Source organism: Mycobacterium sp., from assembly GCF_019243155.1.
Classification (GTDB): domain Bacteria; phylum Actinomycetota; class Actinomycetes; order Mycobacteriales; family Mycobacteriaceae; genus Mycobacterium.
In genome coordinates this window covers 1-13,362 of the sequence record NZ_JAFAUS010000355.1, presented here as the reverse complement: position 1 = coordinate 13,362, position 13,362 = coordinate 1, and the positions used below count along the sequence as shown (strand labels likewise).

The 13,362-nt window shown below is 67.8% G+C and carries 2 protein-coding genes and 1 pseudogene; 2 read left to right on the top strand and 1 reads right to left on the bottom strand.

Annotated features, from left to right (window positions below; translation table 11 throughout):
• Positions 1-9,674 (top strand): type I polyketide synthase (locus tag JOZ00_RS18425; RefSeq protein WP_293346148.1); only part of this gene is annotated, 9,674 nt, incomplete at its 5' end.
• 11 nt (positions 9,675-9,685) lie between these two features.
• Entirely contained in the window at positions 9,686-12,325 is a 2,640-nt protein-coding gene (locus JOZ00_RS18420) for an NAD-dependent epimerase/dehydratase family protein (protein WP_293346146.1), read from the top strand.
• On the opposite strand, the pseudogene JOZ00_RS18415 reads toward JOZ00_RS18420, so the two are convergent.
• Positions 12,288-13,362, bottom strand: a pseudogene (locus tag JOZ00_RS18415) (cytochrome P450); the annotation flags it as partial. The gene JOZ00_RS18420 and the pseudogene JOZ00_RS18415 overlap by 38 nt on opposite strands.

Sequence of the window (13,362 nt, the reverse complement as noted above, 5' to 3'; positions counted from 1 at the left end):
TGCTCGGCGCGGTGGTGGAACTGCCGGCCTCGGGCGGGGTGGTGTTGACGGGTCGTCTGGCGCCGGGTCTGCAGGGGTGGCTGTCCGATCACGCGGTGTCGGGCACGGTGGTGTTTCCGGGAACGGGCTTCGTGGAGTTGGCGATTCGCGCCGGCGACGAGGTCGGCTGCTCGGTGGTCGACGAGTCATTGCAACAAGCGCCGCTGGTGTTGCCGGCCGGCGACTGCGGGCTCGGCTCGGTGTCCGTGCATGTTGTAATCGGTCCCGCCGACGAGTCGGGCGAGCGCAGCGTCTCGATCTTCTCCCGTGCCGACGCCGGCTCGGGGTGGGTGTGCCACGCCGAAGGGACCGTGCGGCCGGGCTCGGTCGAGCCCAGTGCCGACCTGGCGGTGTGGCCTCCGGCGGGTGCGGTCGCGGTGGACGTCGCCGACGGTTACCAGCGGCTGGCGTCGCAGGGGTACGGCTACGGCCCGGCGTTTCAGGGACTGACCGCGGCGTGGATTCGCGGCGACGAGATTTTCGCCGAGGTGCGACTGCCCGAGGCCGCCGGAGGTGTCCAGGGTTTCGGGGTGCACCCGGCGCTGCTCGATGCGGCGATGCACGCCCTGGTTATCGCCAATTCGACGGTGGCCGAAGTAATGTTGCCCTTCTCCTGGCAGGGCGTGTCGTTGCACGCGGCCGGCGCCTCGGCGGTGCGCGTGCGCCTTGCGCCGACCGGTCCTTCGGCAGTCTCCATCGAGATCGCCGACGGCCTGGGTTTGCCGGTGCTGTCGGTGGGCGCGATGGTGGCCCGCCCGGTGAGCGAGCGGCAGCTTCGGGCAGCGGTGTCGGGCGCGGGCCCGGACCGGCTGTTCGAGGTGGTGTGGTCGCCGGCGACGGCGTCGACCGCGGCTCCTGCTCCCGAGCATCGGCTGTTCGAATCCGTTGCCGATGAACAGGATCCGGTGACGTCGACCTATCGGCGTACCAATGAGGCGCTCGCCGCCGTGCAGTCCTGGCTGACCGAGCACGACTCCGGAATTCTGGTGGTGGCCACCCGGGGCGCCGCGGGACTGGCGGGGGAGGACGTTCGCGATCTGGCCGGCACGGCGGTCTGGGGACTGGTGCGGTCGGCGCAGACCGAGCATCCGGGCCGCATTGTGCTGGTGGATTCCGATGTGGCCTCAAGTGATCGGGCTATCGCCAGCGCCCTGGCAACGGGCGAACCTCAGGTGCTGGTGCGTGGCGGCCAGGTCTACACGCCGCGGGTACGCGGCAACCGTGCGGTCGACGGATTGCTGGTGCCGCCTGCGGACGGTCCGTGGCGGCTGGGGATCAGCAGCGCGGGCACCTTCGAAAACCTTTGTCTGGAACCGGTTCCCAACGCCGGCGATCCGCTGCAGCCCGGCCAGGTTCGGGTGGCGCTGCGCGCTATCGCCGCCAACTTCCGCGACATCATGATCACCCTGGGCATGTTCACCCACGACGCGCTGCTCGGCGGCGAAGGCGCCGGCGTCGTGGTCGAAGTCGGCCCGGGAGTCACCGAATTCGCGGTCGGCGATTCGGTGTACGGGTTCTTCCCCGACGGCAGCGGCACTCTGGTGCCCGGAGACGTTCGCCTGCTGGTGCGCAAGCCCGACGACTGGTCCTACGCCGAAGCCGCGGCGATCTCGGCGGTGTTCACCACCGCCTACATGGCGTTCGTGCACCTGGCCGACGTCAAGCCCGGGCAGCGGGTGCTGGTGCACGCGGCCGCCGGCGGTGTCGGGATGGCGGCGGTCCAGCTGGGCCGGCATCTGGGTCTCGAGGTGTTCGGGACCGCCAGCCGTGGCAAATGGGACACGTTGCGGGCCATGGGCTTTGACGACGACCACATCTCGGATTCACGCAGCCTCGAATTCGAGGACAAGTTCCGCGCCGTCACCGGCGGGCGTGGTTTCGATGTTGTGCTCGACTCGCTCGCGGGGGACTTCGTGGACGCGTCCCTGCGGCTGGTCGCCCCTGGTGGCGTGTTCTTGGAGATGGGTAAGACCGACATCCGCGACCCCGGCGTCATCGCCCAGGAGTACCCAGGTCTGCGCTATCGCGCCTTCGACCTGTTCGAGCCGGGCCGTCCCCGGATGCATCAGTGGATGCTCGAGCTCGCCGAACTGTTCGAAACCGGTGTGTTGCGCCCACTGCCTGTGACGACATTCGATGTGCGGCGAGCCCGTGCAGCACTGCGGTATTTGAGCCAGGCCCGTCACGTCGGCAAGGTCGTGATGAAGCTGCCGGATGCGTGGACATCCGGCACCGTGCTGATCACCGGTGGGACCGGGATGGCGGGTTCGACGCTGGCTCGCCATGTGGTGACACAGCACGGTGTCCAGGACTTGGTGCTGCTCAGCCGCAGCGGTCCCGGTGCGCCGGGTTCCGCGGCTCTGATCGCCGAGTTGGAGGCAGCCGGAGCTCAGGTGCGTGTGGTCGCGTGCGATGCGGCCGACCGAGACGCACTTGCCGGGGTCATCGCGGCTATGCCGCGTCCGTTGTCCGGCGTGATTCACGCCGCCGGTGTGCTCGACGATGCGGTCATCACCTCGCTGACCCCGGAGCGGGTGGATGCGGTGTTGCGGGCCAAGGTGAATGCGGCGTGGAATCTGCACGAGCTCACCCGCGACCTCGACGTGTCGGCGTTCGTGATGTTCTCGTCGATGGCCGGCCTGGTGGGGTCGTCGGGGCAGGGGAACTACGCGGCGGCCAACTCATTCCTGGACGGATTGGCCGCGCATCGGCGTGCTCACGGTCTGCCGGCGATCTCACTCGCCTGGGGACTGTGGGATCAGGCGAGCGCCATGACCGGCGGACTGGACGACGCCGGCCGCGCCCGGCTCAGCCGGGACGGGATCTTGGCCTTGTCGTCGGACGAGGCGATGGAATTGTTCGACACCGCATTGATCGTCGACGAACCCTTCATCGTGCCCGCCCGAATCGATCTGGCCGCGCTGCGTGCCCATGCGACCGCGGTGCCACCGCTGTTCACCGACCTCGTCAGCGCGCCGGCCCGACGCCAGGTCGACGACTCGATGGCCGCCGCGAAATCGAAATCAGCTCTGGCGCATCGGCTGCAGGGCCTGTCCGAACCCGAACAGCACGCCGTGCTGCTGGACCTGGTCCGCTCCCACATCGCGACCGTGCTGGGCAACGCCACGGTCGAGGCGATCGATCCGGACAAGGCGTTCCAGGACCTGGGCTTTGACTCGCTGACCGCGGTCGAGATGCGGAACCGACTGAAAACCGCGACCGGACTGGCCCTTTCGCCGACCCTCATCTTCGACTATCCGACACCGAACGGGTTGGCCGGCTACATCCGCAGCGAACTCGCCGGAGTGCCGCAAGAGGTCACTCAGACCGTGGCGGTTCGCGCCACCGACGATGACCCGATCGTCATCGTCGGTATGTCCTGCCGCTACCCGGGCGGGGTTGATTCACCCGACGATCTCTGGGACATGCTGACCGACGGGCGCGACGTGCTTTCGGACTTCCCGAGCGATCGCGGCTGGGACGTGGCGCGCGTCTACAACCCGGACCCCGACGTTCCCGGCACTTGCTACACGCGCAGCGGCGGCTTCGTCGACGGTGTCGCGGACTTCGACCCCGCTTTCTTCGGCATCACGCCAACCGAAGCGCTGGCGATGGATCCGCAGCAGCGGATGTTCCTTGAATTGTCGTGGGAAGCATTGGAGCGGGCCGGGATTGAGCCCGGCGCCTTGCGCGGCAGCGCCACCGGCATGTTCGCCGGGGTGTACACCCAGGGCTACGGCATCGGCGCCGCGCCGACCGCGGAGGGTTTCCGGCTGACCGGGCAGTCGTCCAGTGTGGCCTCGGGACGGGTGTCGTATGCGCTGGGCCTGGAGGGTCCGGCAGTGTCGGTCGACACGGCGTGCTCGTCGTCGTTGGTCGCCTTACACATGGCGGCCCAATCGCTGCGTTCGGGTGAGTGCGACCTGGCACTGGCCGGCGGCGTCACGGTCAACGCCACACCCGACATCTTCGTGGAGTTCAGCAGGATGCGCGGGTTGTCGGTGGATGGCCGATGCAAGGCGTACGCGGGCGCCGCCGACGGCACGGGATTCTCCGAGGGCGGCGGCATGCTCGTCGTGGAGCGGTTATCGGATGCCCGGCGGCTTGGCCACCCGGTGCTCGCGGTGGTGCGCGGCTCGGCGATCAACCAGGATGGCGCCTCCAACGGGTTGACCGCGCCCAACGGCCCGTCCCAGCAGCGCGTGGTGCGCGCCGCACTGGCGAACGCCGGTTTGTCCGCCGCCGACGTCGATGTGGTTGAAGGCCACGGCACGGGCACCACGTTGGGCGATCCCATTGAGGCCCAAGCGTTGTTGGCCACCTACGGGCAGGGCCGCACCGCGCCGCTGTGGCTGGGGTCGATCAAGTCGAATATGGGTCACACGCAGGCCGCCGCCGGGGTGGCCGGGGTGATCAAGATGGTGCTGGCGCTGCGCCACCAGCTGCTGCCGGTGACGCTGCACGTCGACGAGCCGAGCCCACATGTGGACTGGTCGGCGGGATCGGTGTCGCTGCTGACCGAGGCGCGGCCCTGGCCGGGGGATCACGCGCGCCGAGCCGGTGTGTCATCGTTCGGTATCAGCGGCACCAACGCGCACGTGATCATCGAGGCCGCACCGCCCGGAGGCGACCGGGTCGAGGACCGTCCCAAGGCGCCGGTGCTTCCGTGGGTGATATCGGCAAAGTCCGTCTCGGCGTTGGGGTCTCATGCCTCGCGGCTGGCCGCCCACCTGCGTTCCCACGGCGAGATTGACGTCGTCGATACGGCGTGGACGTTGGGGGGCCGGTCAAACTTCGAGCATCGAGCGGTCGTCATCGGCGCTGACCGCGATCAGTTGTTGAGCGGGCTCGACGAAGTGGCCACCGGGGAGGTCGTATCGGTCGTATCCGGCACGGCAACGCCCGGCGGTAAGACCGTCTTCGTCTTCCCCGGGCAAGGTTCCCAAATATTGGGTATGGGAAGGGGATTGCACGCCGCATACCCGGTATTCGCGGAGTCCTTCGACGCCGTCGTGGCGCAACTGGATCAGCATCTGCTCCGGCCACTGCGCGAAGTCATGTGGGGGCATGACGAAAACCTCTTGAACACCACCGAATTCGCGCAGCCCGCACTGTTCGCGATGGAAGTCGCACTGTTCCGGCTGCTCGAGTCGTGGGGTGTACCGCCCGACTTCGTGATGGGGCATTCGATCGGCGAGTTATCGGCCGCACACGTCGCCGGTGTCCTCTCACTGGACCACGCCGCCGTGCTGGTGGCCGCCCGCGGCCGTTTCATGCAGGCCCTGCCGGCGGGTGGAGCGATGTTCGCGGTGCAGGCGACCGAGGACGAAGTCCGGCCGCTGCTGAACGACGACGTCGGCATCGCTGCGATCAACGGGCCGGCCTCTCTCGTGATCTCGGGCCCCGAGGACGCGGTGGCCGCCATCGCGGAACGCCTCCGCAGCGACGGCCGCCGAGTGCACAAGCTGGCGGTGTCCCACGCGTTCCACTCGCCGCTGATGGATTCGATGCTCGACGAATTCGGCACCGTCGCAGCCGGACTCGCCCTGGGCAAGCCCAGCATTGCAATCGTGTCCAACCTGACCGGCCAGCTGGCCGGCGAAGACTTCGGGTCGACGGCGTACTGGAAGCGGCACGTCCGCGAAGCAGTACGGTTCGCCGACAGTGTGCGCAGCGCACACGCGGCCGGGGGGACCCGCTTCTTCGAAGTCGGGCCCAGCAGTGGCCTCACCGCATCGATCGAAGAAGTGCTTCCCGACGCGCCGGTGCTGACGATGTCGGCGCTGCGCAAGGATCGCCCCGAGCCCGCAACCCTGATGACCGCCGTCGCGCAAGGATTCGTCGAGGGAATGGACGTGGACTGGCGCGGCGCGATCGGCAAGGCCAACTTCGTGGAGCTGCCCACCTATGCCTTTGACCGGCGCAGGTTTTGGCTGTCGAGCGACGGCGCCGCGGTGGACGCCGCGGGTCTGGGGTTGGCGGCCGGCGAACACGCGTTGCTCGGCGCGGTGGTGGAACTGCCGACCTCGGGCGGGGTGGTGTTGACGGGCCGGTTGTCGCCTGCGGCGCAGGGCTGGCTGGCCGATCACGCCGTTGGCGGTGTGGTGCTGTTCCCGGGCGCCGGCTTCGTCGATCTGGCCATCCGGGCCGGCGACGAGGTCGGTTGCGGCATCGTCGACGAACTGAATCTGGCTGCGCCGCTGGTGTTGCCGACCTCCGGATCGGTCGCGGTGCAGGTAGTGGTGGGCGGCCCTGACGAATCGGGTGTCCGCTCCGTGTCGATCTTCTCGCGTGCCGAGGCCGGTTCCGGTTGGTCGCTGCACGCCGAGGGTGTACTGCGCGCCGGGGCTCTACAGCCCAGCGCGGATCTGTCGGCATGGCCGCCGGTCGGTGCGACCCCGGTGGACGTGGGCGACGGCTACGACCGGCTGGCCGAGCGCGGCTATGGATACGGGCCCGCGTTCCGCGGATTGACCTCGATGTGGCGCCGCGGTGATGAAGTCTTCGCCGAAGTGACGATGCCCGCCGATGCCGGGGTGTCGGCGGCCGGATTCGGTGTTCACCCGGTGATGCTTGACGCGGCACTGCACGCGGTGATCTTGGCTTCCGACAGTGCCGAACTCGCCGAAGGCTCGATGCTCGTGCCGTTCTCCTGGCAGCAGGTCTCGTTGCACGCCGCGGGGGCAGCGGCGGTGCGGGCACGCATCGTGCCGGTGGGGGAGTCGGGCGTGTCGATCGAACTCGCCGACGGATTGGGCCTGCCGGTGCTCTCCGTGGCGTCGATGGTGGCCCGGCCGGTGACCGATCAGCAGCTCCTGGCCGCCGTCTCGAGCTCGGGGCCGGACCGGCTCTTCGAGGTGGTTTGGTCGGCGCAGCGATCGACGTCGTTACAACCGGTCTCCGTATGTGATTGGGATGCAACGGAATCCGCTGACGCCGAGGCGCTGATCTTTGAATCGATGCCGGTGGTCGACGACGTCGTGACCGACGTTTACGCGGCCACCCGTGCGGTACTGCCGGTGCTGCAGTCCTGGCTGGCCCGCGATGGGGCAGGGACTTTGGTGGTGGCCACCCGCGGCGCGATGGCATTGCCCGGCGAGACTGTCACCGATCTGGCCGGCGCGGCGGTGTGGGGACTCGTGCGGTCGGCACAAACCGAACACCCCGGCCGGATCGTGCTCGTCGACACCGATGGTGCGCTGGACGAAGAGAGTGTGGCCGCGGCTCTCGCGGTCCGAGAGCCGCAGGTATTGCTGCGCGGGGCAACGGTTTACACCGCCCGGGTGCACGGCAGTCGTGCCGTCGGCGGTCTACTGGTGCCGCCGAGCGATGGCCCGTGGCGCATGGGCATGAGCAGTTACGGCACGTTCGAGAACATGCGGCTGGAACGCATCCCGGATGCCGACGCGCCCCTGGGGCCCGGCCAGGTTCGGGTAGCCCTGTCGGCGATCGCCGCCAATTTCCGCGACGTGATGATCGCGCTGGGCCTGTATCCGGACCCGGACGCTGTCATGGGTATTGAGGCCTCCGGCGTCGTGATCGGAACCAATGCGGAAGAAAGCCGTTTCGCGATCGGTGACCGTGTCGTCGGGCTGTTCCCGGACGGAACAGGGACCATCGCCATCACCGACCAGCGACTGCTGGTCAAGATCCCGGCCACCTGGTCGCACACCGCGGCCGCGACCACCACGGTGGTTTTCGCCACCGCCTACTACGCGCTCGTCGACCTGGCACGCGTCAAGCCGGGGCAGCGGGTACTCGTGCACGCCGCCGCCGGCGGAGGGGGGATGGCCGCGGTGCAGTTGGCCCGCTACCTTGGTTTGGAAGTGTTCGGGACCGCGAGCCGCGGCAAGTGGGACACGTTGCGGGACATGGGCTTTGATGACGACCATATCTCCGACTCGCGTAGTTTGGAGTTCGAGGACAAGTTCCGGGCGGTCACCGGTGGCCGCGGCATGGATGTGGTGCTGGATTCGCTGTCAGGTGAGTTCGTCGACGCGTCCCTGCGGCTAGTTACTCCGGGTGGGGTCTTCCTGGAAATGGGTAAGACCGACATTCGCGATGCCGGCGTGGTCGCCGGAGAACATCCCGGGGTGCGGTACCGCGCCTTCGACCTCTTCGAATCGGGACCCGACCGTATTCAGGAGATGCTCGACGAGCTGGCCGGGTTGTTCGGCGACGACGTGCTCCGGCCGCTGCCGGTGACCAGATTCGATGTACGACGCGCGCCCGCGGCCTTGCGATACCTGAGTCAGGCCCGCCATGTGGGCAAGGTCGTGATGACCATGCCGGATGCGTGGGCGGCGGGCACTGTGTTGATCACGGGTGCCACCGGAATGGCCGGTTCGGCGTTGGCCCGGCACGTGGTGACCAAGCACGGCGCACGGCATTTGGTGTTGGTGAGTCGGCGGGGTCTGGATGCGCCGGGAGCCGCCGAGTTGGTCACCGAGCTGCGCGCGGCCGGCGCCCAGGTGCAAGTGACGGCGTGCGACGCCGCCGACCGCGAGGCGTTGGCGAAGGTGATCGCGGACATCCCGGTGCAGCGGCCGCTGTCGGGAGTGATTCACGCGGCCGGTGTGCTCGACGATGCGGTGATCTCGTCGCTCACCCCGGACCGGGTCGATGCGGTGCTGCGGGCCAAGGTCGATGCGGCGTGGAACCTGCACGAACTCACCCGCGACCTGGATGTCTGCGCGTTCGTGATGTTTTCGTCGATGGCCGGACTCGCGGGAGCGTCGGGTCAGGCCAACTACGCGGCGGCCAACTCCTTCCTGGACGGGTTGGCCGTGCACCGGCGCACCGAGGGGCTGCCGGCCATGTCGTTGGCCTGGGGTCTGTGGGATCAGGCCAGTGCCATGACCGGAGCGCTGGGCTCGGCCGACCGTGCGCGGTTCGGCCGCGACGGAATTGTCGCGATGTCCTCCGATGAAGCGCTGGAATTGATGGACACCGCGTTGATTGTCGACGAGCCGTTCCTGTTGCCCGCCCACATCGACCTCGCCGCGCTGCGGGTCAAGTTCGACAACGGCACGCTGCCGCCGATGTTCGTCGACTTGATCAACGCGCCTACCCGGCGTCAGGTTGACGATTCGCTGGCCGCGGCGAAATCGAAATCTGCTCTGCTGCAACGCCTTGAAGGGTTGCCCGAGGATGAGCAACAGGCGGTGCTGCTGGATCTGGTCCGTTCCAACATCGCCACCGTGCTCGGCAGCTCCAGCCCCGATGCCATCGATCCGGACCGGGCGTTCCAGGAGCTGGGCTTTGATTCGCTGACCGCCGTCGAGATGCGCAATCGGCTGAAATCCGCTACCGGCCTGCCGCTTTCGCCCACGTTGATCTTCGACTATCCGAACTCCGCCGCGCTGGCCGGTTACATGTACGGCGAACTCGTCGGCAGCGCTGAGCAACAGGCCCCGGCGGCCGCGCCCGGCGAAGCCGAGATCCAGCGTGTCGTGGGGGCCATCCCGGTCAAGCGGCTTCGTCAGGCAGGCGTGCTGGATCTGCTGCTCGCGCTGGCGAACGAGGCCGACAGCAGCGGCTCCGCTACCCCCGCGGTGACCACTGAGAAGGACATCGCGGACATGGATCTTGACGCCCTGCTCAGCGCGGCCGCGATGGACGACGAGGACGAGTAGGTAAGCGACAAGTGAGAATTGCGGTCACCGGGGCCAGCGGTGTGCTCGGGCGCGGCCTCGCCGCCCGGCTGCTCATCGGAGGCCACGACGTCGTCGGGATGGCGCGTCACCGACCCGACAGCTGGCCGAGTGCGGCTGGCTTCGTCACGGCGGATGTCCGCGACGCGGCAGCGGTCAAGCGGTTCGTCGCCGACGCCGATGTCGTCGCGCATTGCGCATGGGTGACTAGCCCCGGTCCCGAGGACCGGATCAGCTCGCAGGTCAATATCGAGGGCACCGCCAACGTGGTCGCGGCCTGCGAGGAAAACGGTGTCGGGCGGATCGTCTTCCCGTCGTCGGCACACGTCTACGGTGGGGGATCCGCGGCGCGGACGGAGAACGACGCCGCGACGCCGATATCCGTCGACGGTCGGCATAAGGCCCGCGCAGAGCAGATGCTCGCCGCCTCGGAGGTCCCATCGGTCGCGGTCCGCTCCGCGCTCGTTGTCGGCCGTAGTGTGGACAATTGGGTGCGCCGGGTGTTCGCCATGCCGGCTTTTCCCGGTGGCGCCGACGACCGCGCGCTGCAGGTTGTCCACCTCGATGATGCGCTTCGGTTCTTGGCGCTCGCCATCCTGAATACCGAATCCGGGCCGGGCCCTGTCAACCTCGCCGCTTCGGGCACGACGACCATCTCTGCAATCGCCGCGGCATTCGACCGCCCTCACCGGCGCGGCCTGATCGGCGCGCTGCTAAGGCGTCGTGCCTCGCTCGATGAACTGGATTTCATCCGCAGCGCCCCGCTGATGGATACCTCGCGGCTTCGCGATCAGTGGGGCTTCGAACCCGCCTGGAACGCAAGCGAATGCATCGAGGACTTCGAGCTGGCGGTGCGCGGTCGCGTCGCGGTGGGTGAGCGGGTGATCTCGCTGCCCTGGCGGCTGGCCAGCATCCAGAATCTGCCCGCGCTGGATTCACCGTCTGAAGACGGTGTGGTGCCCAGACTGGCCGGCCCGCAAGGGCTTAACGGCGAATTCGACACACCCATCGATCCCCGTTTTCCGGTGTATCTGGCGACCAATTTGTCCGAGGCGTTGCCGGGACCTTTTTCGCCGTCATCGGCGTCGGTGACCGTGCGGGGGGTGCGTGCCGGCGGTGTGGCCGTCGCTGAACGGCTGCGGCCCGGCGGGATCATTCAGCGCGAAATTGCCATGCGCACGGTCGCGGTGTTCGCCCATCGGTTGTACGGCGGCATCACGTCGGCCCATTACATGGCTGAAGCCGTGCCGTTCGTGAAGCCGGAGACGGTGGTCAGCAACAGCGGGTACTTCGGGCCCAGCATGGCGTCGCTGCCGATTTTCGGGGAGGAACCACTACAAGAGAAATCGCGCCGCGCCCCAAGGCAATTGCGCATCGTCCGCAACATCGGTGTGTTCGGGGTGAACCTGGTGGGCCTGAGCGTCGGTTCGCCCCGAGACACCCACGCCTTCGTTACCGATGTCGATCGTTTGGAGCGTCTCGCCGTCCGCGACCTCGACCAAATCGACGATCGCCGATTGCGCAGCCTGATCACGTTGGCACGCGACCAGGTCGTACACGGCTGGCTGCTGGCATCGGGATCGTTCTTTTTGTGTGCGGCCTTCAACGTTCTGCTGCGCGGCTTGAGCCGGGATGGCATCGCGCCGTCGGCCGGCCCCGAATTCGTCAGTGCGCGACCGGTGGAGGCAATGCAACGGTTGGTGACTGCCGCGCGGCGCGATCCCAACGTGGTTGACCTGCTGACCCACCCCGGCAAGCGGCTGGAAGTCTTGGCTGAAAAGACGCCGGAGTTCCATGCGGCACTGCTCACCGAACTGGATCTGATCGGGCACCGTGGCCCTGCGGAGCTCGAGATGCTGTCCACCAGCTATGCCGACGACCCCGAGCTGCTCATCCGCATGGTGGCCAAGGCGATGGACGGGCCGCCCGCGCCCCAGCCGTCGCATGCGTCGATCCCGTTGCGTGCCAAGCTGGTTGCGGCTCTGGCGGTGCGGCAATTGCGGGACCGCGAAGCCCGTCGGGACAAAGTGGTGCGCGCGAACTGGGTCTTGCGTGGCTTGTTGCGGGAGTACGGTCGCCGGTTGACCGAGGCCGGTGTCTTTTCCAGTGCCGAAGACGTGTTCTACCTCTCGGTCGACGAGGTCGACGCGTCACCGCCGGACGTGACTGAACTGGTAGCGCGGCGACGGGCCGAGCAGCGCAGGCTGGTCGGCGTCATACCGCCCACCGTGTTCAGCGGCAGCTGGCAGCCGTCGCTGACCTCGCCGTCGGCGTTGGTCAGCGGGGATAGCTTGCGCGGAGTCGGCGTATGCGGGGGCAAGGTGCGCGGTCGGGTCCGAATCGTGCGGCCCGAGACCATCGACGACTTGCAACCCAACGAGATACTCGTCGCCGAGGTCACCGACGTCGGGTATACCGCCGCCTTCTGCTACGCCGCGGCGGTGGTGACCGAACTGGGTGGCCCGATGTCACACGCGGCGTTGGTGGCCCGCGAGTTCGGCTTCCCCTGTGTGGTGGACGTGCAGGACGCGACGCGGCGGTTGCCGTCGGGCGCCCTCATCGAGGTCGACGGCACCACCGGCGAGATCCGCGTGCTCAACGTCGATCCCGAAGGTGCCCCGTCGCCCTCTTGATCCGCAGCGGCAGCCTGGGCAATGTGCAGGTTGGCGATGGCCACGTGATCTCTGGCCGGTATCCGTGTGCGAGCTCGAAATGAGTTATGCGGCCTAGCCATTCGGTGACGACCACGTTCATTTCCATCCGAGCCAGATGCGAACCGACGCAACGGTGCGGACCGCCGCCGAAGCCCCAGTGCTTGTGCACCTTGCCGTCCAGCACCAGGTCGTCACCCGATATCGCATCGCTCCCGTCCCGATTGATCGCGCCGAGACACAGCCGCACCCGTGAGCCCGCCGGCAACGTGATACCGGCAACGGTCACTTCCTCAGTGGTCACTCGCGGCACGACCGGAGCCGACGACTCCAGTCGGACGATCTCCTCGACGAAAACGCCGACCTCGTCAGGCTTTTCCCGAAGTCGAGAACACAAGTCCGGGCGCCGAGCCAATTAGAGCATCGCGGCCCCGATCGCTGACGTCACGGTGTCCAGACCCGCGAGAACGAAGAAGAACGCCATTCCGAGGGCTTCGTCGTCGGTGAGCGCGTCGTCGCCCGCAAGCACCTGGGAAAGGACATCGTCACCGGGATGGCGCCGATGCTCGGCGACGGCCTCGGTCAAATAGGCGAACAGCTCGAGCGCCGGTGTCAGATCTGGGGTTTCGCCGCTGCGTTGGGGATGCTCAGCTCGATGATGGCGTCCTTCCAACCGATCAGCCGCTCGCGATCCTGCAGCGGCAAGCCGAACAACGTCAGGAACACCTGCGACGGGTAGGGAGTCGCGAGGTCGGCCATCACTTCGCATTCATTGCGTTGGGCAATCGAGTCGATGATGTCGATCGCTTGGGCTTGGATCGATGGCAGGATCGCGGCGAGCGCGTGCGGACTGAAGAACGGCTGCAGGATCTTTCGGAACCGGGTGTGCTCCGGAGGATCGAAAGCCGCCGGCACCAGCGGCAGCGGGCTGCCCACCACCTCGAACGCTTTCTTGGACGAGAACACGTTCGGGTTGCGCAGTGCCGCGAGCACGTCTTCTCGGCGCGTCAACGCATACC